Genomic DNA, 20,073 nt, shown 5'->3' with positions numbered 1-20,073 from the left:
GCCACCGCGGCGACCTGCTGAAGGGACCGGTCGTGACGATCACCGCGCACACCCCGATGCCGGACGTCATCGGCGTCACCTTCACCCACTTCGAGTACGACACCGACGACTTCGCGATCTCGGCGTTCGCGGGCGCGCTCGGTGACACCGCCACGCAGAAGAAGTTCCAGGACCGGGCGCAGGACTGGGAGAACATCTACAACTCGTCCTCCGGCTACATCCAGCCCCAGCACTCCAACGGCCGCTGGATGGACGGCTTCAACGCCAAGCTGATCACCGGCACCTCGTCCAACGACTTCGCCGAGGGCGACGCCTTCACCTACACCCCGATGATCCCCTTCAACCTCGCCAAGCTGGCGTCCCTGGAGGGCGGCACCTCGTCCCTGGCGTCGTACCTGGACGGCGTGCTCGGCGGCTTCCAGGGCCTGGGCAGCGTCATCGGCACCCAGTCCAACATGGGCAACGAGCCCAGCATCGGGCTTCCCTGGGAGTACGACTGGGTGGGGGAGCCGTACAAGACGCAGTCCACCGTGCGGGCGGTCCAGGACCAGCTGTGGACCAACACAGCGGGCGGGCTGCCCGGCAACGACGACCTCGGCGAGATGAGCGCCTGGTACGTGTGGTCCGCCCTCGGCCTCTACCCGGAGATCCCGGGCACCGCCGACCTGGCCATCGGCAGCCCGATGTTCACCTCGGCGGTGGTCACGGCCGGCGCACACACGCTCACGGTCAACGCCCCAGCGGCAGCGGACGGTTCGCCGTATGTCCAGTCGCTGAGCCTCAACGGCAACTCCTGGAACAAGGCGTACGTACCGGCCTCGTACCTCAGCAGCTCCGCAGAGCTGGACTTCACTCTCTCCTCGTCCGCCAACACCTCCTGGGCCGCAGCCGGTTCCGCTGCTCCGCCGTCCTACGACGGCACCCCGGGCACCGGAGTGGCGCAGCCCAGCGGCACGCTCACCGAGACCGCCACCGGCAAGTGTGTTGACGACGCCGGCGCGGGCACCTCGAACGGCACCGCCATCCAGATCCACACCTGCAACGGCACCAGCGCGCAGACCTGGAAGGTCGTCCCGGACGGCACCCTCCAGGTGCTCGACGACTGCATGGACGTGACAGACGGCGCGACCACCTCCGGCGCGAAGGTCCAACTGCACACCTGCAACGGCACCCAGGCCGAGCAGTGGCAGGCGAACCCGTCCGGCGAGATCGTCAACCCGGCCTCCGGCCTCTGCCTCACCGAGGCGAGCAACGGTGCCACCGACAAGACCCAGCTGACCATCGCCACCTGCACGGGCAGCGTCGGCCAGCGCTGGACGGTTCCGTCGTCCGGGTGACGCATGTTGAAGAAGTGCCAAAGAAACAACCGCCGTGGTGTCAGCGGTTCCGGCGTTGTGCTGCGACGGACGACGTCGGAACCCAGGGGTCTGTCGTTCTCGGACGTTCTCCTGGACAGCCGAACCAGATATGTCAGTAAATGCTGCGACCCGGGACATTGAGCCGAGGCAGGCGCCCCGCGCACCTCCCCTCATTGCGGAACCGGACAACGACACCGCCAGCAATGACGGGACGTCCGAGGACGACTGACGCGGCACACACCACGTGGCACTCCCACGTTGATGAAGAGGGACCTTCTCACCGAGGCGGAAGCAACGGCGCCAGGAAGCGGCTCGGGTCCGTCTGCCTCCAGGCGTCCACGGAGGCGCGGGGGACGAGCCCCTCGGCCACCCCGGCGAAGCCCTTCGCCTCGACTTCGCGGGGGGGCCACCGGTGTTCTGGTGTGCACATCGGCGGGCTTGCCGTCGGGACCGACAGGTACGGGCTCGGCGATCGGGCCGTGCGCGCTGACGCGGCTGCTGCCACGGAACTTGACCACGCTGTCCTGACGGATCGACACCTCCGATGCCAGCAGATCAACCGGGCCCGTCCCGGCTGTGCGCACCTGGCACTGCGGGGCGCCGATGGAGCCGCCCGGGATCGCGATGTCCACGGTCAGGAGGTAGACGTCGCCGCTCCCCTGCAAAGTGACGCTGGCCTGGTAGCTGTCGCCCTGGACCAGGCCCGAGGGCGTTCGCGCATGCCTGTTACGCCCTGTGTTTCTCAGCTCGGACACCAGCTTCGACGGTGCCTCGGCTACGTGATTTCCCCGATGCGGTGATCCCCAAGAGCATCTACAGTCGTCTCGGTCACATTTCAGGGGTGCGTATGAAATATCGAACGCTGACCGCGGATGTCGTAAACCTGCTTCTGGGAGACGGAGAGACAACCCCGAAGGGCATCGAGACCACCGCCCAGGAGATGGTCCGCACGGGCCGACTACAGGGTGAACAGAAAGCCGACGGCACGGTGACCGTACGGATAGTCCCGCGTACCGCCGACTCGGCACCGCTGCGGCCCGTCGAGGAACTGGTGGTCGAACGCATCCGCCGGCGTTGCCGAGGCGGTGTCGACCGCGTGCCGATAGGCGCCCTCGGGCCGGGCGACGGCGACGAGTTCTGGGTGTGGTGGCGCGGCTTTCAGAACAGTGTCCGCGACGAGACGACGGCCCTTGGGCTCATACGGCCGGCCCGGAACAAGTACGTGACGCTGCTGTATCGGGGTGGGGCCCTCGCGGCCTGGTTCGGCGCCCTGTGGGCCGGCGTGTCGTGGAGTCCCGAGTGGACGCTGCGGATCATTCTCAAAATGGTCCTCGTGCTCAGCCTGTTGGGGTTGGTACGGCTGTCAGCCGTCCCGCTCGAGACCGGGCCCAGGTTGACGGCCGCCGGACGGCAGGCCGCGCGCGAGTGGCGGAACCACGACCGCGCTGGCGAGCATCGGCTGCCCAAACGCCAGGTGGGAGCGGCTGGTCCCGAATCGGCGCTCCCCGTACGCGAGCCGCGGCTGATCTGGTCCTCGTACGGCAGATCGTGGCACGTCGTGGAGGCCGGGCCGCTGGATACCCCGCGCTGGGGACACCTGTGGCAGTTCGTGGTGCTGGCCGTGACCGTGTGCGCCGCCTTCGTCCCCATGGTCGTGGTGACCCTGACCGCGCGCCCGCCCTTCAGCTGGGAATGGGACACCGCTCCGGTGCTCACCGGCGTACTGCTGTGGGGCCTGTGGCTGCCGGCCCGCCGTCGTGTCCTGGCGGTTCCCGACGAGTCGAGCTTTCGCGGTGCCGTCATCTCGCGCTGGGACTACGACACTCACTACGACGACCCGTACACGGATGTCACGCACTACTGCTGCTCCATCGAGGACCCGGCCACGCGGAAAGCCTGGTCCTTCGAGGTCGACCAGTGGAGCCGGCCGATGTTCTCACGCGAAACGAACCCGGAGCTCAAGGACCGGTTCCGGGTGGGGGACGTCGTCGATGTCCACTGCAGCCCGCGCCGGCGCAAGATCCATCAGATCAGTGTGGTCGAGGCCGTGTCGCGGACCGACTGACGATCAGATCCGCTCTCCGGCACGAATACGGCCGATGCCCTCCCCGCCCAACGAGACCACGCCACCTACCTGCACGAACGCGGCGCCCACTACCTGCTGACCATCAAGAACAACCAGCGCAACCAAGCCCGCCAACTCCATGCCCTGCCCTGGAAGAACATCAGGTCCTGCGGATCCGGCGCCGTCGCCGCCTCTACGGAGCGAAGAAGTGATCCAGCAAGACCGTCTGCGCCGTCACGGGCCTGACCGCCGAAGAAGCGAAGCGAGTTCCGCTACGCCGTGATGGCCGCATTCCCGGGCCACGGCCATGGCGACCTCGCCGGCGCCTACCCCGCGGTCTGCCTCGGCGTGATCCTTCACACCTCGGGCACCGAATCCGGCCCGGCCGCCCTGCGCGCCATCCAGCCGGCCTTCGAACGAGGCCTGACTCCGGCCCGTTCACCCTCGGCGCCGTGTCCGGCCAAGAGGCGCTGCGCCCGGCCTACGCACTCCCCGGCGAAGCGGCCGTGCGCAAGTAGACCGAAATCACCTAGGAGAGCTGGCGGTTGATCGGATGCTCGGCGCTGTTCATGGTCGCCAGCCCGGACACTGACGGCAACTGCGACGTCTCCCCGCGCCGCGGCTCCGCCCGATGTGTCGCGGGCCTGGACACGCGCACGGTGGCGATACCGGACGCGACCGGCAACAAGCGCCCGGACACCCTGCAGGACGTCATGCCCACCGGACGGGCCGGGCAGCTGTTCGTCATCCCGGGGCCGGGACCGGGGCATCCTGCTCAATGCGGTGCGGTCTTTCCCATCTGGGAAGGAGCCGCCGTGGGGTTCCCTGCGGTGTGTGCCGCGGACACCGTCTGATGGAAGTCCTGTCCTTGGCGGTCGTGGGCGTCGGGCCGGGCAGGGACCGTGCCGGACGCAGACGGTGTGCTGGCGGCGGTAGCGAGCGGGGCATGGATCTTGCGCGCGAACCCGGCCCCGGGAAGCGGCAGTTCCACATCGGGCTGGCGCAGGTAGCCGACGGCGACCGCCAGGGGAACGCAGGCCATGAGTTCCGTGACGACCGCCGTCCTGGGCCAGGCCGCGTACTTGGTGACAGCGAGCAGGGCGCGCAGGATCGACGTGGCGGAGTCCTCGGTCTCCGTGCCGAACCAGGTACGGACGCGCTGTGCGTGGGGGGGTGTGCGCACACAGGTACGTCGGGCGGGGGCTGCCGGTCGGGCACGCGTGACCGTCCCTCGACCTGCTTGGGCGGTGGTTCGGGCAGCAACGGCTCGATGAGCGACCACAGCTCGTCCGACACGATCCACGGCCACGCCTGACGCTTCCCCATGCCCTCGTCAGCGAGCGATCAAGTAGACAGTCACATGATCAACCGCTTTTGTTAGAGCCAGTTAGGCAATCGAGCCGTCATCTGGGTCAGACGGCGACGAGCTCCAAGCCGAAGTAACCATTACCCACGGGGTACGTCTTCACGCGGCGCCATCCCGAGGCCGCGAACAGGGCATCGAACTCGGCCAGGTCGCGTTCCATGCCGTTCGTCGTGGTGAGCATGGCCATGTCCGACAGGGTGGCCAGGTCGGGCTTGCCGATCTCGCCGACGACCATCTCGACGACCAGCGCGCGTCCCCCCTCGTGCACGGCAGATCGGCAGTTACGCAGGATCGTCGTGCACTGGTCGTCGTCCCAGTCGTGCAAGATCGTCTTCACCAGGTAGAGGTCGGCCGGGGGAACCTCCACGAAGAAGTCGCCACCCACTGCGGAGAAACGGCCGGACAGGCCGCGCTTGTCGGCCTCACCACGGGCGGCCTCGACGACGTGCGGCAGGTCGAGGACCTGCCCGCTCAGCCCGGGGTCGGCCTCCAGCAGCGCCAGGACAAAATCACCGTTCGAACCGCCAACGTCGACGACGGTGGACACACCGTCGGTGGATACGGCGGCCACGGCGCCCTGCGTCACCAGGCCCGACAGGTCTCCCATCGCCTGGGCGAAGAGGGCCGCTTCCGCGGCGTTCTCCGGCTTGGCGTAGTACTCGAAGATCTCCATCCCCAGTGCCTTCTTGGTCTGGGTCTTGCCTTCCCGCACGGCCTCGGAGAAGGTCGCCCAGGACTGCCAGAGCGCCTGGCCGGTCTGGGCCAGCACCAGGGAGCGCATGGACCCGGGGACCCCGGAACGCAGCAGAAGGCCCCGGCCGGTGAGACCGAAACGACGGCCCCCCTCGTAGCTCAGCAGGCCGATCGAGGAGGCCGCGCGCATCAGACGGTACGTGGCCTGCGGATGACTGCCCTCGCGTTCGGCCACCTCCTCAGCCGTCATCGCTCCGTCAAAGAGGTGGTCGGCGACGTGCAGCGCCGCTATGCCCCTCAGAACTTGGGCACGGACAAGGCCGATCAGCAGGTCGAAGACAGCGGCGGCATCGGCAGCGGGATCGGCTGCGGAGGTGCCCGACGGAACGTCGGTGCCGCGATTGGTGTCAGACATGACAGCTAAAACCCTTCAGTACTCACCATGAGGCGGAAGCATGGAAGCAAGCGCGCAGTCTCTGTCTCCGCGCGTCGCGACATCGTTGTCCGCATGGCTCACCTTAGGAACACCGCAGCGCGCGACCATGGGCGGAAGTCGCCCTTGAAGGAGCGGGCATGAAACGGAACCGACTGCTCACCTCGGCCGCGCTCACCGCGACCGCCGCGCTCGGCCTGGCCGTGCCGCACACCGCCGTCGCCGCCACCCCCGGACCCGGCCCCAGCCCCAACCCCGGCCGTTCCTGCGCCTACGTGTCCTCCGACTTCCGGCCGACCCTCAGGTACGGCGACACCGGCGCGGCGGTCAGCCAGGCGCAGTGCCTCAGCAACGCGTGGGGCGGACAGCCGCCCAAGCTGGCGCCCGACGGTGTCTACGGCACCGCCCTGCTGAAGAAGATCGAGTGGATCCAGACCTGCCACGGCCTGCCGGCGAGCGGAGTCGTCGAGGGCCGCACCTGGCAGTCCCTGTACCACCCGGCCCTGGACTGCTACGTCCCCTACCCGGCCTGAGACAGTCCCCGGCCCCCCGGCACCCCTTGTCGACACCGCTTTGCGAACGCACCCGTTAGGGTGGTTAAAGAAATCGCAAAGGACGAGCTGGGACGAGACGAGGGAGCCAGCCTTGGGGGCGCCACGCCTGAGCAGGACGCCGTTGCCGGGAATCGGGGTCCGTTACGACCTCACCACGAAGGAGCAGGACCGGCTGTCCGTGGTCGCGCACCGGGACGGTTCGCGCATCCTGAGCGCCTACCGCCAGGAGGACCCCGACGCCTGCGCCCTGTCGGTGCGGCTGTCCTCCGGGGAGACGGCCGCGCTCATCGACGCGCTGATACCGACGCACCACAGCCCGAACCTGCTCTCCACCACCGACCTCGGCCTGGTCGCCGAACGGATCGAGCTGGGCGCCACGTCGTACTGGAACGGCCGTCTCCTGGGCGAGACGCGGATGCGGACCGAGACGGGGGTGTCCATCGTGGCCGTGCTGCGCCGTGCCGAGGCGGTCCCCTCGCCCGCGCCGGACTTCCGGCTCGCCGGCGGGGACACGCTCATCGTGATCGGCACCCGCGAGGGCGTCGACGCGGCCGCCGCGATACTCGGGCGGGAGTGAGGCCGCCGTGCACGACTCCGCCGTCTTCCTGATCGAGTTCGGGGCGATCATCCTCGGCCTGGGCCTGCTCGGCCGCCTCGCCGGGCGCTTCAGCTTCTCGCCCATCCCCCTCTACCTGCTGGCCGGGCTCGCCTTCGGCAAAGGGGGCCTCTATCCGCTCGGCACCAGCGAGGAGTTCGTCGCGATCGGCGCCGAGATCGGCGTCGTACTGCTGCTCCTGATGCTCGGTCTGGAGTACACCGCGAGCGATCTCGTCTCCAACCTGAAGTCCCAGTACCCGGCGGGCCTGGTGGACGCCGCGCTCAACGCGCTGCCGGGTGCCGTCATGGCCCTCCTGCTGGGCTGGGGACCGGTGGCGGCCGTGGTGCTGGCCGGCGTCACCTGGATCTCCTCGTCCGGGGTGATCGCCAAGGTCCTCGGCGACCTGGGACGGCTCGGCAACCGGGAGACGCCGGTGATCCTGAGCATCCTGGTCCTCGAAGACCTCTCCATGGCCGTCTACCTGCCGATCGTCACCGCGCTGCTGGCCGGCGCGGGCCTGGCCGCGGGCAGCCTGACCCTCGCCATCGCCCTCGGGGTGGCCGGACTGGTGCTGCTGATCGCGGTCCGCTACGGCAGGCACATCTCCCGTTTCGTCTCCAGCGACGACTCCGAGAAGCTGCTCCTCGTGGTGCTGGGCCTGACCCTGCTCGTCGCGGGCATCGCCCAGCAGCTCCAGGTCTCCGCCGCGGTGGGCGCGTTCCTCGTCGGCATAGCGCTCTCCGGGGAGGTCGCGGAGGGCGCCCACCACCTCCTGGCACCCCTGCGGGACCTCTTCGCGGCCGTCTTCTTCGTCTTCTTCGGCCTGCACACCGACCCGTCGAGCATCCCGCCGGTGCTGCTGCCCGCGCTCGCGCTGGCGGTCGTCACCGCGCCGACGAAGATCGCCACCGGCTACTGGGCCGCGAAGCGCGCCGGGATCTCGGCGAAGGGCCGCTGGCGGGCGGGCGGCACCCTGGTCGCCCGCGGCGAGTTCTCGATCGTCATAGCCGGCCTCGCGGTCACCGCGGGCATAGAACCCTCCCTGGGCCCCCTGGCCACCGCCTACGTCCTGATCCTCGTCATCGTCGGCCCCCTCACGGCCCGCTACACCGAACCCGTGGCCCGCCGCCTGACCCGCCGCTCCAAGCCGACGGAACCGGTCCCGCTCCCCGAACCCCGAGTCGCCGACCCGGACACGGTGGGCCGCACCTGACCGGTCGCAACGACACCTCACTCACGGCGAGTTGACGGCCACCTCGGCCCACACCGTCTTGCCCACGGGTTGCCGGGGCGCACATCCCCACCGCATCGCGAGGGCATCCACCAGGAGCAGGCCACGCCCCGACTCCCCGTCGGGGACGGCCCGGGGCGCGGCGACAGGCGGCCTCCTCGCGGCCGCGGCGTCCGCGACCTCGACACGGACCAGGCCCGCAGCCACGTCGCGGACCAGCCGGAGCCCGAAGGTGTGCCCCGGCACCCGGCCGTGCCGCACCGCGTTGGCGGCGAGTTCGGCGACGACGAGAGCGACCGCGCACGACGCGTCCGACGCGGCGGGAAACCCCCACTCCGCCAGGCACCGCACGGCATGGTGCCGAGCGTGCCGCGCTCCTTGCGCCGAGGACGCGAACTGCGCGCTCCAACGGGGTTCCTTGGGTTCCTTCTCCGAAGTGACCGCTTCTGTCAGCACAGCTCGACCGCTCTTTCCTGTACGTGAGTCGTTACGTTCCGTACTCAAGGGTCGTCGGGGCGCCCTAGGCTCGGAAGGTGACACAGCCTTACTTCTCGGTTCGTAAGGGACGGAAGTGATGCCTTGGCCAACGGAATTGACTCCAGTACGTCGATGGCGGCGCTGTTCGGTGCACGGGTGCGCAGACTCCGCGTCGCCGCCGGACTGACCCAGGCCGAACTCGGTGCCGCCGTACACGTGGTGAGCACCCGGATCACCCAGATCGAGCGGGCTTCCGGAGCGAAGCCGACGTTCGAACTGGCGCGGGCGCTGGACGCGGTCCTGGGCACCGACGACCTGCTGGCGGAGCTGTGGCCGTACGTGTACCGGGAGGCGTTCCCGGACTGGTCACGGAAGTTCATGGCCTACTCGGAGCGGGCGGTGGCCATTCGTGAGTACGCGGCGCACGTCGTCCCGGGCCTGTTGCAGACCGAGGCCTACGCGCGGGCCGTGCTGAGCGTCGGTCGAACCCTCGACGGCAAGCAGCAGTTGGAGGAGCGGGTCACCGCCCGCATGGGCCGTCAGGCACGGCTCCGTATGGCCGACCGGCCGGAGTTGTGGGTGGTCCTCGACGAGGCAGTGCTGAGGCGTCCGGTCGGTGGCCCGGCGGTGATGCGGGAGCAGTTGGAGCGACTGCTCGACACCGCGACGGAGTCCCATCTCACCGTGCAGGTACTGCCGTTCGACCAAGGCGAGCACGACGTCATGGGCGGCTCGCTCACGCTGCTGACGATGCCGGACGACTCGGAGGCCGCCTACACGGAGGGCGCTCACTACGGCCAACTCATCGAGGATCCGCACGAGGTCAGGAGTTTCGGGCTGACCTACGATCGGCTACGGGCGGCAGCCCTGCCCCCGCTCATGTCGCTCGACATGATCCGATCCGTGATGGAGGACAGTCACCGTGGAGCGAACGTCCCGTCCCGATCTGAACGACGCCGTCTGGCGCAGGAGCAGCTACAGCAATCAGGAGGGCGGCAACTGCGTGGAGGTGGCCGACGGGTTCCCCGGCGCCGTCCCCGTCCGTGACAGCAAGGTCCCGCACGGTCCGGCACTGTGCTTCGACGCCACCGCCTGGGCCGCTTTCATAGGCGAGTTGAAGGGCTGAGGCCGCCGTCCCGGGCTCGCCGGACCCTTGTCCGCGAGGGTCCGGTGGGCCGCTGACCTCCCCAAAGAACCGGGGGAAAGAACTACCCGCCCACCCACCCTCCCCGGCCGCACGGCCCGCGTCACCCGTCCGGGTGACCGGCTTGCAGGGGCGGGACACGGACCGTTACGTTCGCGGCGACAACCGCACACAGACGACGGCCCCCGGCCGGGACTGGCATCCCGAACGAGGGCCTGACCGATCAGGAAGTGAACACCTTCCCGATGGCTGACCCGCAGTCTAACGCGCCCTCGCGCGCCGACGCCGGACTCCCGACCTCCGGCGTGATCCATGTCCGCACCCGGCTCTCCGCCGACTTCACCGTGATCTCCAACGCCCTCGCACAGCGGCCCGGCAGCGCGGTCACGGTCGGTGTCGCGGCGTACATCTCCTCCCTGCCCGACGGCTCATCCGTGAGCATCGCCGCCCTGTGCAAGCACTTCACCGAGGGCGAGATCCTGATCTCCCGCGCCCTCAGGGAACTGGAAGAGGACGGCTACCTGGAACGCCGCCGCGAGCGGACACCCACCGGCCAGATCCGCACCCGGACGTACTTCTACGACGTCCCCGGCGGAAACCCCGGGCCTCCCGAACCACCGAAGCCCCGCCGCCCCCGCAAGCCACCGGCCGTACCCGCGCCCACGCCAGGGGCAGTGCAGGAAACAGTGCAAGCACCCGTACCGGCGCAGGCCGACACACCGCCCCCGCTCGCCGAAGCCCACCCCGAGGCCATCACCCTGCTCGCCGCCCTGCGCCGGATCGACCCCCGCCTCGTCCTGTCCGAGCAGGATGCCGCCCGCCTCGCCCCGGGCGTCACCCGCTGGCTCGCGGCGGGCCTCCCGCCCACCCACATCACCGACCTCCTCACCGCAGGCCTCCCGGACCGCCTCCTGACCCGCCCGGCCGGCATCCTCGCCTACCGGCTCAAGGAGACGCCCCTCCGAGCACCGGCGAGGATCACGGCGCCACCGGCCGCCCGGACCGTCGCACCCATGTGGAACTGCGACGGCTGCGACCGAGGATTCCGCGCCCAGGAACCCGGCCACTGCCGAGACTGCCGAGACCACGGCCGGCACCTCTCCGACGTCGCCTGAGCCAGTGGCCCTGAGCGGGGCTCGTCAGTTGTTCCAGCTCTCGTCGTACGGGTCGGACGGGACCGGGATCGGCTTGGCCTGGGTGACCTCCAGGTAGGGGATCGGGCCGTTGTTCACCGGGTCGTGGGTCACGCGGGCGGTGTACGTGCCCGTCACCTGGAGCCAGGCGTCCGGCTGGAGGACCGGGGGGATCTTGCCCGTGAGGGCCACCTTCACCGGCTGGGCGTCCGCCGCACAGCAGTTGAGGGCCATGCGGACCAGGTAGGGGGCGCCGCTCTTGTCCAGGGCCACGAAACCCGTGATGCGCACGCTCCTGCCGCCGAACGAACGGCCGTGGTCGTAGACCGCGCGGCCCGCGTAATCGACCAGGTTGATCGGGATCGGGTCCGACTTCGGCAACTTCATGTACCCGTACGGCTGTTGCAGGGCCGTACCGGCACGCACCGCGCTGTAGGAGCCGAGGGCGGGCGGGGCGACGAGGATCAGGGCGAGGAGCGGGAGGACCAGGAGCCAGGAGATGCGGGGTTCGCGGTGAGCGTGCGCGGGGTCGGGGTCGGGGTCGTGGTCGTGTTCGTGTTCGTGGTCCTGGGCGGGCTTGGTGCGGGTGCGGGCTCGCCACTCGTACCACGCCGTCGCCAGCGCCGCGACGATCAGGACCGCGCCCGCCGCCAGGATCAGCGGCTGCAGGCCCGCCTTGACGTAGCGCAGGTAGAGGTTGGTCGTGCCCGCGTGCAGGAGGGCCGCCCCGACCAGGAACAGCACCGCCGCCTGAGCCTGCCGGTTCACAGCAGCACCGCCCCGGTGACCAGCGCGCCCGCGATGGCGGCGACGAACGTGGCGGGGGCGAAGCGCAGGGCGAAGCCGCGGCCGAAGGTGCCCGCCTGCATGGCGAAGAGTTTCAGGTCGATCATCGGGCCCACGATCAGGAACGCCAGCTTGGCGGTGAGGGAGAACTGGGTCAGGGAGGCCGCCACGAACGCGTCCGCCTCCGAGCAGATGGACAGCAGCACGGCCAGGATCGACAGCGCGAGGATCGCGACCACCGGGTTGGCGGCCGCCGTGCGCAGCCATTCCGCCGGGGCCACCGCCTTCAGCGTCGCCGCGGCCATCGCACCCAGCACCAGGAACCCGCCCGCGTGGACGGTGTCGTGCCGGACCGAGGACCAGAACGCCTCCATCTTCGTCTCGCCCTCGTGGTGCGCGTGCGCCGGCGGACGCAGCCAGTCGGTGCGGCCCACCCGCTGCCACAGCCAGCCCATCACGCACGCGACCAGCAGGCTGCCGGCGAACCGCGCCAGCACCATCTCGGGGTTGCGCGGGAACGCCACCGCCGTCGCCGTCAGCACGATCGGGTTGATCGCCGGGGCGGAGAGGAGGAAGGCGATCGCCGCGGCCGGAGTGACGCCCCGGCGGACCAGGGCGCCCGCCACCGGGACCGACGCGCACTCGCAGCCCGGCAGGATCGCACCGGCCAGGCCCGCGACCGGAACCGCGAGGGCGGGGCGGCTGGGCAGGGCGCGGGCGAAGAAGGACGGCGGCACGAACACCGCGAGGGCCGCGGAGAGCAGCACGCCGAGGACGAGGAAGGGGAGCGCCTGGACGACCACCGCCACGAACACCGTCATCCAGCTCTGCATCACCGGCTTGGACAGCGCACCGCGCACCGGCCCCTGGAAGACCACGACCAGGAGCAGCAACAGGGTCAGGACGAGGGGCGAGTTGAGGTGCCAGCCCTCCTGCTCGGAGCGACCGGAACGGCTGGAGCGACCGGAACGGCTGGGGCGGCCGGAGCTGCCGTTGCGGCCCGGGCGGTCCGGGTCGGCGGCGCCGGGGTGCCCCTCGTGGGCGGCGGCCGACCCGGGCGGGGCGGCTTTCTCGGTGATGGCCACGGGACGGATACCTCCGGCACTTCGGTCAGATCCGGGATTATGCTCCCTCTCCCTCCCTACGGGCGGCCGGGGGCGGCTGTTCACTTCGTTGCTGGAACCATGCGTCCCGTTGAGGCAGTCTTTTCCCTCGTGGCGAGCGTTCCGTATCAAGGTGGTGGGGGTCCGGCACCCATGGTGGTGTGCGGCGACGACGGGCTCGCGCACCGGCTGGCCGCCGAGTTGCGCACGGTGTACGGCGAACAGGTCACCCTGGTCGTGCCGCCGAACGGGCGCACCGCCCGGCCGCCGGTCGTCGGACGGGCCCGCGCCGCCTCGGCCGCGCTGATCGACCGGGTGGTGAGCGCCGCCGTCGGACGGGCGACCGCCAACGGCGCCGGCAGCAGCGGCAACGGAGGCGGCAACGGCGGCTCCGGCAGCACCGGCGGTACGGGTCCGGTCACCGGGGAAGGCCCGCGCGGGGAACGGTTGTTGGAGGCCCTCGAAGCCACCGAGTCCGTGCTCGCCGAGGCGGGCGTGGAGCGGGCCGGCGCGCTCGCCCTCGTCTACGACGACGACGAGACCAACATCCGCGCCGCCCTCACCGCCCGCCGGCTCAACCCCAGACTGCGGCTGGTCCTGCGGCTCTACAACCGGCGGCTCGGCCAGCACATCGAGGAACTCCTCGACCAGGCGGCCGCGTTGGCGATCGGGGACGCGGACGACGGGGCCGGGGACGCCGCCACGATCGTCCTCTCCGACGCCGACACCGCGGCCCCCGCCCTCGCCGCCACCGCGCTCGCCGGGCACGGCAAGGTCATCCAGACGGACGGGCTGGTGCTGCGGGCGGTGGAACTGCCGCCCGGTTCCGGGGCCGACCGGCGGGACGCCGACCTGGGGCTGTTTCCGCTGGCGTTGCTCTCCGCGAACAACACCGGTCCGCTGCCCGCCGGGGACGGCACCGACCAGGGGCCCCGGCTGCTGCCCGACGAGGCGGAGGTACGCGCCGCGGACGGCCGGGGCGTGCTGGTGCTCGAACAGGTGTCGTCGTCCGCGGGGGCGGCGGCGCCGGGCGGGCTGGGGCGCGGCAACGGCGTCGGGGCCGGGGTCGTACCGGCGCTCGCCTCGCTGTTCTCGCGGCGGCTCAGGTGGTCGCTGGCCGGACTCGTGGGGTGTGTGGTCGCGCTCGCGGTCGCGCTGTCGATCGTGACGGGCATCCATCCGGTACGGGCCTTCTACTACACGCTCCTCGACCTGTTCGCCATCGACAATCCCGCGATCGGGGAGTCGCTCGGGCGGCAGATCCTTCAGTTGCTGTCGGGGTTGATGGGGTTGCTGTTGCTGCCGGTGCTGCTGGCGGCGGTGCTCGAAGCGCTCGGGACCTTCCGGACGACGTCCGCGTTGCGGAAGCCGCCGCGCGGGCTGAGCGGGCACGTGGTGCTGCTCGGGCTGGGGAAGATCGGGACGCGGGTGCTGACCCGGCTGCACGAACTGCACGTCCCGGTGGTGTGCGTGGAGTCCGATCCCGACGCGCGCGGGCTGGCGGTGGCGCGGCGGCTGCGGGTGCCGGTGGTGCTCGGGGACGTCACCCAGGAGGGGGTCCTGGAGGCCGCCAAGATCCATCGGGCGCAGGCGCTGCTCGCGGTGACCAGCGCGGACACCACGAATCTGGAGGCGGTGCTGTACGCGCGGTCCGTGCGGCCGGATCTGAAGGCCGTGCTGCGGCTGTACGACGACGACTTCGCGACCGCCGTGTACCGGACGTTGCGGACGGCGCACCCCCGGGCGATCACCCGGAGCCGGAGTGTGTCGTACCTGGCGGCGCCGTCCTTCGCCGGGGCGATGCTGGGGCGGCAGATCCTCGGGGCGATCGCGGTCGAGCGGAAGGTGTTGCTGGTGGCGGTGTTGGGGGTGGGTGGGCATCCGCAGTTGGAGGGGCGGACCGTGGAAGGGGCGTTTCGGGTGGGGGCTTGGCGGGTGCTGGGGTTGGAGGGCCGGGCGGGGGTTGCGGACGGGGGGTATGTGATGCGGGGTGGGGATCGGGTGGTGGTGGCCGCCACTCGGAGGGGGTTGGCGGAGTTGTCGGGGAGGGTGCCGCCCACCCACCCGCCCGACTCGGTGAGTTGAGGGGTGGGGGTGGGTGGGGGCTGAGCTCTAAAGGGGCGCCTCTGCCGGCGTCTCCTTCAGGTGGCGTTCCGCGAACTCCATCTCCAGCCTCAGTTGCTTGATGCGTTCGTCGACCACCAGGGAGCCGTGGCCCGCGTCGTAGCGGTAGACCTCGTGGGGGGCCGAGCGGGCTGCCAGGCGGCTCACGTAGTTGTCGATCTGGCGGATGGGGCAGCGGGGGTCGTTGACACCGGCCGAGATGTAGACGGGGGCCTTCACGTCGTCGACGTACGTCAGGGGCGAGGACGCGGCGAAGCGGTCCGGGACCTCCTCCGGGGTGCCGCCGAGCAGCGTGCGGTCCATCGCCTTCAGCGACTCCATCTCGTCGTGGTACGCCGTGACGTAGTCGGCGACCGGGACGACGGCGATGCCCACCGCCCAGGACGCGGGCTGGGTGCCGAGACCGAGGAGGGTGAGGTACCCGCCCCAGGAGCCGCCGGTCAGGATCAGCCGGTCCGGGTCGGCGAGGCCGGACTCGACCGCCCAGTCCCGTACCGCCGCGACGTCCTCCAGCTCGATCAGGCCCACCCGGTGCTTGAGCGCGTCCGTCCAGGCGCGGCCGTAGCCCGTGGAGCCCCGGTAGTTGATGCGGACCACCGCGTAGCCGTGGTCCACCCAGGCCGCCGGGCCTGCCGCGAAGCTGTCGCTGTCGTGCCAGGTCGGGCCGCCGTGCAGGTCGAAGACCGTGGGGAGCGGGCCGACGGCACCGGCCGGCTTCTGGATCAGGGCGTGGACGGGACCGCCCGGCCCCTCCACCCACGCGTCCGAGACCGGGACCGACGGGGGGCACTTCATACCGGGCGGGTCCAGGACGACCGCGCCCGTCGTGGAGCGGACCACCGGCGGCTCGGCCGCGGACGACCAGAGGTACTCGACCGTGCCGTCCGGGCGGGCCGTGGCCCCGGAGACGGTTCCCGGCGGGGTGGGGATCCGGGTCAGCTCCTGCGTGCCGAGGTCGTAGCGGAACAGTTCGCTGCGGGCCTTGTGGCTGTGCGCGATCAGCAGCGCGCTGCCGTCCGGGTACCACTCCGCGCTCACGTCGCCCGGAAGGTCCAGGGTCAGGTCCGTCTGCGCGCCGGTCACGACGTCCCAGACCAGCGGCTCCCAGCGGCCCCGCCGCTGATGGCCGATGAGCAGCCGCGGGTCGCCCTCGACCGGGGCGAAACCCAGCACCTCCAGGCCCAGTTCCTCGGCGCCGCCCCTGGTGTCGTCCAGCTCCGCGACCTTCGTGCCGTCGGGGCGGACCACGCGCAGCGCCGAATGCATCGCGTCACCGTGCTCGGTGTGCTCGATCGCGATCAGCGACCCGTCGTGGGAGAGGTCTCCGACGCCCGCCGACTCGACGTGCCGGTAGATCTCCGACGGCGCCTCGCCCGTTCTGACCAGGTAGATCGTCGTACCTTCGGCATCCGTCGAGCGGCCCACGACGGCCGTGCGGCCGTCCCGGCCGAGGGCCAGGCCCGAGGGGTACGACGGCTCCAGGCCCGGCGTCGCCTCCTCGTCCGCGCCGCCCTCGAAGGGCTGGCGGCGCCAGACGCCGAACTCGTCGCCGTCCTTGTCGTCGAACCACCAGATCCACGCGCCGTCCGGGGAGAGCAGCCCGTCCGTCGTGCCGTTCGGCCGGTTCGTCGCCTGGCGCTGCTCGCTGCTCGCGCGGTCCCAGGCGTACAGCTCGTACGTCCCCGTCGCGTTCGACACGAACAGGGAACGGTCGGGGGCGTCCTCCGCCCAGTCCGGCAGGGAGACCCGAGGGGCGCGGAAGCGCTTCTCCCAGTCCGGCATGTCGCTCTCACTCATGGCCGCAGTCATGGCCCCATAGTGCCTGCCCCCGCCCACAATGCGCTGCTCGCGCCCTCAGCCTGTGGATAACTTTGCGAACAACCAGGTCACCGTTCGGTTCGGCAAAACCGGTGCGGGCGCGCCCACCCCACTCCCAAGCCCCCGCAAAGCGCCCCGTACCGTGGACAGGGTGTACCGGTTCCTGCTGACACCCCGCTGGTGGGGCATCAACGTCTTCGTGCTGCTCGCCATCCCGTTCTGCATCTTCATGGGGTCGTGGCAGCTGAGCCGCTTCGAGGCGCGGGTGGAAGCGCACCGCAGCGCCGACGAGCAGGTCGTGACGGCCAGGACGGAAGCGGCCCGGCCGCTGGCCGACCTGCTCCCCGTCGACCAGGCCACCTCCGGCAAGCGGGCCACCGTCAGCGGCCGGTACGCCAAGCAGCTGCTGGTGCCCGACCGGCAGCTCGACGGCCGTGACGGCTACTACGTGCTGACCCTGCTGCGCACCGACTCCGGCAAGGCCCTGCCCGTGGTGCGCGGCTGGCTGCCCGGCAAGGCCGACGCCGCGAAGGCGCCCGCCCCGCCCACCGGCGAGGTCACCGTCACCGGCGCGCTCCAGGCCTCCGAGACTCCGGGGGACAACGGCGTCAGCGCCGAGGGCGGACTGCCGTCCGGGCAGACGGCGGCGATCAGCGCGGCCTCGCTGGTGAACCTGGTGCCGTACCCGGTGTACGACGCCTGGATCACCCTGGACAAGGCCGACGCGGGGATGACGGCCGTACCGGCGACCGCGCCGGACAACTCGGGGCTCGACCTGAAGGCGTTCCAGAACCTCGGCTACACCGGTGAGTGGTTCGTCTTCGCGGGGTTCGTGGTGTTCATGTGGTTCCGGCTGCTGCGCCGTGAGGCGGAGTTCGCCCGGGACGCGGAGCTCGGGCTGGTCCCGGAAGAGGAAGCGCAGCAGCCGACGGCCGCGGTCTGACCGGCCCCGGCACGGACGTCCGGGGCCTCGGCCGTGGGCGTCACTGCGCCGCCAGGACCCCGGTCCAGTAGACCGTGCCCGCGCACGCGTTCGGCACCGTCGCAGAGCCGGTCGGGGACCCGGCCTCCGGGGTGTACGAGACCGCGACGCTGCCGTCGGCCGTACCGTCCTCGGTGAGCATCTGGGTGGTGACGCCCTGCGTGCCGGAGGTGGTCGTACCGGTGCCGCTGCTCGCGTCCTCGGAGGGGCTCGGGGAGGGCGTGGTGCCGCCGGTGTCGGTGGTGCCGCCGGTGCCGGAGCCGCTGGTCGGGCAGGTCGCCGACGGGACGAAGGCGAACTTCTCCTCGTAGGCGGCGCCGGGTGCCAGGACCAGGCCGGTGAGCTCGGTGGTCGGGTCGGGGAGCCCGGCCGCCGGGTCGCCCGAGACGTGTCGGGCGGCGGCGACCTTGGTGGCGTCGGCCGCGCCCTGCGCAAGGACGCCGACGCTGCCGGGGCCGCCGACGGTGCAGCTCGTCGACGAGACGTTGACGACGCGGAAGGTGCCGTAGACGGCGCCCGTCGAGTCGGGGGCGCCGACGGTGGCCGCCGGGGTGCCGAGCTGGGCGGAGGTGCAGACCGGGGCGCTGCCGGCGGCGCTCGCCGTGGGGACGACCTTGGTGCCGCCCGTGCTCCCGGTGTTCTCCTCCTTGCCGCTCCCCTTGCTGCCGCCGGGGCTCCGGCTGGCCTCCGGGCCGCCGGAGCTGCCCGCGGTGCCGGTGCCGCCGTCCGGGCCCTTGCCGCCGGCCGAGCCGCCCTGGGCCTGGGAGGCCTGGCCGGCCATGGAGGTGTTGGGGTCGGTGCCGCCGGAGTTGGAGACGTGTACGAGGGCGGGGATCGCGGTGCCGATGAACAGGGCGGCGGCCGCCATCCCGACGGCGGCCTGACGCTTGCGGGCCCGGCGGGCGGGCACGGCACGGCGCAGCCGGTCGAGGGCACCGTCACGGGGCGCGAGATCGTCGACCGCGGTGTGCAGCAGCCGCCGCAGCGCCAACTCGTCGGCGCCGAGCCCGTCCGGCCCACCGTCGGGGAGCCGCTCGGGGTCGTTGCGGAGTTCTTCAGAGCCCTGGCCGAGGCCCTCCGGGCCCTTTTCGTCGGGGCCGTGGTTCACAGTTCCGTTCCCAGCGTGCGATTGCGTGTGCTCTTGTTCGTGGCGTGGTGGCATCGGCTCGTGCCAGGCGTAGGGCTCGTGCCGGTCATGTGAGTCCCGCCCCTCCGCTTCCTCCCTCATACCGACGCCTCCATCGCGACCCGCAGCGCCGCGATGCCGCGCGAGCCGTACGCCTTCACCGAACCCAGCGATATGCCGAGCGTCTCGGCGACCTGGGCCTCGGTCATGTCGGCGAAGTAGCGCAGCACCAGGACCTCGCGCTGACGGCGTTGCAGTCCCTTCATCGCCTTGATGAGGTCACGCCGCTCCAGCTGGTCGTAGGCCCCTTCCTCCGCGCTCGCCATGTCGGGCATCGGCTTGGAGAGGAGCTTGAGGCCGAGGATGCGGCGGCGCAGCGCGGAACGGGAGAGGTTGACGACCGTCTGCCGGAGATAGGCGAGGGTCTTCTCCGGGTCGCGGACGCGTTTGCGGGCGGAGTGGACACGGATGAACGCCTCCTGGACGACGTCCTCGCAGGAGGCGGTGTCGTCGAGGAGGAGCGCGGCGAGGCCGAGGAGCGAACGGTAGTGCGCCCGGTAGGTCTCGGTCAGGTGGTCGACCGTCGTACCGGCCGCCGCCGTCTCCTCCGCGCCGTCGCGCTGGCTGGGTATGCGGGTGGGCCGCGCTGCGGGCATGGGCGCGATCACCGGCATGCCGCCGGGCGCACCGGGCACGCGGGGGCGCAGGCCGACGCGGGGCGGCCGTAGGGCCGTCGCGCCGCGGGGCGCACTGAGTTCGAGAACCTCTGCCACGCAAGTTGGACACACTGACCCCCGCCGGGGTTGTACGTGCCGGGCGTCACTTTTGCGGCGGACGTGCCGGACGCGTTCGCGCCGCCTCCACCGGGCCGCCCCGCCGACCGCCGCGCCGTTCCCGCCGCGACCGGCGACGCTCTTCGCGCGTCCGGCAGTACACCCGGCGGTGCCTCCATTGCCGTCATGCGTCCCGCTCTTCCCCTATGTCCCATATGAACGGGCGTCCCCACGCCCCGATCACGGCGTCCCCACGCCAGGATCATGCGTCCGTACGTCCCGAAGGCCGCCGTATCAGTTGGTTCCGTC

General features: G+C 71.2%; 18 protein-coding genes and 1 pseudogene. 11 read left to right on the top strand and 8 right to left on the bottom strand.

Annotated features, from left to right (window positions below):
* The 3 genes and pseudogenes from ABZ646_RS18160 to ABZ646_RS18150 form a co-directional block, all read left to right on the top strand.
* A partial coding sequence (locus ABZ646_RS18160) for a glycoside hydrolase domain-containing protein (protein ID WP_360519629.1) occupies window positions 1–1,337 on the top strand: 1,337 nt, incomplete at its 5' end.
* Window positions 1,338–2,205: 868 nt separating this feature from the next.
* Entirely contained in the window at window positions 2,206–3,423 is a 1,218-nt protein-coding gene (locus ABZ646_RS18155; protein WP_360519627.1) for a hypothetical protein, read from the top strand.
* 27 nt (window positions 3,424–3,450) lie between these two features.
* A pseudogene (locus ABZ646_RS18150) lies at window positions 3,451–3,632 on the top strand (ISAs1 family transposase); the annotation flags it as partial.
* A 566-nt stretch (window positions 3,633–4,198) separates the two neighbouring features.
* Here the strand turns inward: ABZ646_RS18150 and ABZ646_RS18145 are convergent.
* A complete protein-coding gene (locus tag ABZ646_RS18145; protein WP_360519635.1) occupies window positions 4,199–4,606 on the bottom strand; it encodes a hypothetical protein in 408 nt (135 codons plus the stop codon).
* Window positions 4,607–4,835: 229 nt separating this feature from the next.
* The gene (locus tag ABZ646_RS18140) at window positions 4,836–5,897 is read right to left on the bottom strand and encodes a methyltransferase (protein ID WP_360519625.1); all 1,062 of its coding nucleotides are present in this window, start codon (window positions 5,895–5,897) and stop codon (window positions 4,836–4,838) included.
* Between the two features lie 158 nt (window positions 5,898–6,055).
* Here ABZ646_RS18140 and ABZ646_RS18135 point away from each other — a divergent pair, with 158 nt between their 5' ends.
* The 3 genes from ABZ646_RS18135 to ABZ646_RS18125 all read left to right on the top strand — a co-directional run bounded on the left by ABZ646_RS18135 (window position 6,056) and on the right by ABZ646_RS18125 (window position 8,280).
* Complete coding sequence (locus ABZ646_RS18135; RefSeq protein ID WP_360519623.1) at window positions 6,056–6,448, top strand: peptidoglycan-binding domain-containing protein; 393 nt, start codon at window positions 6,056–6,058, stop codon at window positions 6,446–6,448.
* Between the two features lie 112 nt (window positions 6,449–6,560).
* Window positions 6,561–7,046, top strand: coding sequence for a TrkA C-terminal domain-containing protein (locus ABZ646_RS18130; RefSeq protein WP_360519621.1), 486 nt, complete (start codon window positions 6,561–6,563; stop codon window positions 7,044–7,046).
* A 7-nt stretch (window positions 7,047–7,053) separates the two neighbouring features.
* Window positions 7,054–8,280, top strand: a complete 1,227-nt coding sequence (locus ABZ646_RS18125) for a cation:proton antiporter (protein ID WP_360519619.1) — start codon at window positions 7,054–7,056, stop codon at window positions 8,278–8,280.
* 21 nt (window positions 8,281–8,301) lie between these two features.
* Here the strand turns inward: ABZ646_RS18125 and ABZ646_RS18120 are convergent, their stop codons facing one another.
* Window positions 8,302–8,754 carry an ATP-binding protein gene (locus ABZ646_RS18120; RefSeq protein WP_360519617.1) on the bottom strand — a complete coding sequence of 151 codons (453 nt, stop codon included), beginning with the start codon at window positions 8,752–8,754 and terminating at the stop codon, window positions 8,302–8,304.
* Window positions 8,755–8,907: 153 nt separating this feature from the next.
* Between ABZ646_RS18120 and ABZ646_RS18115 the strand changes: the two genes are divergently transcribed.
* From ABZ646_RS18115 to ABZ646_RS18105, 3 genes are all read left to right on the top strand, one after another.
* Entirely contained in the window at window positions 8,908–9,822 is a 915-nt protein-coding gene (locus ABZ646_RS18115) for a helix-turn-helix transcriptional regulator (protein ID WP_360519633.1), read from the top strand.
* Window positions 9,779–9,901, top strand: coding sequence for a DUF397 domain-containing protein (locus ABZ646_RS18110; RefSeq protein WP_360519615.1), 123 nt, complete (start codon window positions 9,779–9,781; stop codon window positions 9,899–9,901). The genes ABZ646_RS18115 and ABZ646_RS18110 overlap by 44 nt, the downstream gene beginning before the upstream one ends.
* Before the next feature lie 263 nt (window positions 9,902–10,164).
* On the top strand, window positions 10,165–11,034 hold the full coding sequence (locus ABZ646_RS18105; protein ID WP_360519613.1) for a hypothetical protein: 870 nt from the start codon (window positions 10,165–10,167) through the stop codon (window positions 11,032–11,034).
* Between the two features lie 24 nt (window positions 11,035–11,058).
* On the opposite strand, the gene ABZ646_RS18100 is transcribed toward ABZ646_RS18105, so the two are convergent.
* Window positions 11,059–11,820: a TIGR03943 family protein gene (locus ABZ646_RS18100; RefSeq protein ID WP_360519611.1), complete on the bottom strand. Its 762-nt coding sequence runs from the start codon at window positions 11,818–11,820 to the stop codon at window positions 11,059–11,061.
* The gene (locus tag ABZ646_RS18095; protein ID WP_360519609.1) at window positions 11,817–12,923 is read right to left on the bottom strand and encodes a permease; all 1,107 of its coding nucleotides are present in this window, start codon (window positions 12,921–12,923) and stop codon (window positions 11,817–11,819) included. The genes ABZ646_RS18100 and ABZ646_RS18095 overlap by 4 nt, the downstream gene beginning before the upstream one ends.
* Window positions 12,924–13,094: 171 nt before the next feature.
* Here ABZ646_RS18095 and ABZ646_RS18090 point away from each other — a divergent pair, with 171 nt between their 5' ends.
* Window positions 13,095–15,026, top strand: coding sequence for an NAD-binding protein (locus tag ABZ646_RS18090; RefSeq protein WP_360519607.1), 1,932 nt, complete (start codon window positions 13,095–13,097; stop codon window positions 15,024–15,026).
* 27 nt (window positions 15,027–15,053) lie between these two features.
* On the opposite strand, the gene ABZ646_RS18085 is transcribed toward ABZ646_RS18090, so the two are convergent.
* Window positions 15,054–16,862 (bottom strand): prolyl oligopeptidase family serine peptidase, encoded by a 1,809-nt coding sequence (locus ABZ646_RS18085; protein WP_360519605.1) that lies wholly within the window; start codon window positions 16,860–16,862, stop codon window positions 15,054–15,056.
* Between the two features lie 172 nt (window positions 16,863–17,034).
* On the opposite strand from ABZ646_RS18085, the gene ABZ646_RS18080 reads away from it, so the two are divergent.
* The gene (locus ABZ646_RS18080) at window positions 17,035–17,826 is read left to right on the top strand and encodes an SURF1 family protein (RefSeq protein WP_360519603.1); all 792 of its coding nucleotides are present in this window, start codon (window positions 17,035–17,037) and stop codon (window positions 17,824–17,826) included.
* Between the two features lie 40 nt (window positions 17,827–17,866).
* On the opposite strand, the gene ABZ646_RS18075 is transcribed toward ABZ646_RS18080, so the two are convergent.
* Together ABZ646_RS18075 and ABZ646_RS18070 are read right to left on the bottom strand one after the other, a co-directional pair.
* Window positions 17,867–18,973, bottom strand: a complete 1,107-nt coding sequence (locus ABZ646_RS18075) for a hypothetical protein (protein ID WP_360519601.1) — start codon at window positions 18,971–18,973, stop codon at window positions 17,867–17,869.
* A gap of 116 nt (window positions 18,974–19,089) precedes the next feature.
* Window positions 19,090–19,665 carry a SigE family RNA polymerase sigma factor gene (locus tag ABZ646_RS18070; protein ID WP_360519631.1) on the bottom strand — a complete coding sequence of 192 codons (576 nt, stop codon included), beginning with the start codon at window positions 19,663–19,665 and terminating at the stop codon, window positions 19,090–19,092.
* Between the last annotated feature and the right edge of the window lie 408 nt (window positions 19,666–20,073).

The sequence above is a fragment of the Streptomyces sp. NPDC007162 genome, assembly GCF_040634175.1.
Lineage (GTDB): Bacteria > Actinomycetota > Actinomycetes > Streptomycetales > Streptomycetaceae > Streptomyces.
Note: the sequence above shows the minus strand (reverse complement) of the source record. Positions and strands in the feature narration are given on the sequence as shown.

What these genes read in the sequence shown, in the direction of transcription:
- ABZ646_RS18155 (WP_360519627.1), top strand. Translation starts at nt 2,206, where the DNA reads ATGAAATATCGAACGCTGACCGCGGATGTCGTAAACCTGCTTCTGGGA.
- ABZ646_RS18140 (WP_360519625.1), bottom strand. Translation starts at nt 5,897, where the DNA reads ATGTCTGACACCAATCGCGGCACCGACGTTCCGTCGGGCACCTCCGCA.
- ABZ646_RS18135 (WP_360519623.1), top strand. Translation starts at nt 6,056, where the DNA reads ATGAAACGGAACCGACTGCTCACCTCGGCCGCGCTCACCGCGACCGCC.
- ABZ646_RS18115 (WP_360519633.1), top strand. Translation starts at nt 8,908, where the DNA reads ATGGCGGCGCTGTTCGGTGCACGGGTGCGCAGACTCCGCGTCGCCGCC.
- ABZ646_RS18105 (WP_360519613.1), top strand. Translation starts at nt 10,165, where the DNA reads ATGGCTGACCCGCAGTCTAACGCGCCCTCGCGCGCCGACGCCGGACTC.
- ABZ646_RS18090 (WP_360519607.1), top strand. Translation starts at nt 13,095, where the DNA reads ATGGTGGTGTGCGGCGACGACGGGCTCGCGCACCGGCTGGCCGCCGAG.
- ABZ646_RS18085 (WP_360519605.1), bottom strand. Translation starts at nt 16,862, where the DNA reads ATGAGTGAGAGCGACATGCCGGACTGGGAGAAGCGCTTCCGCGCCCCT.
- ABZ646_RS18070 (WP_360519631.1), bottom strand. Translation starts at nt 19,665, where the DNA reads ATGCCGGTGATCGCGCCCATGCCCGCAGCGCGGCCCACCCGCATACCC.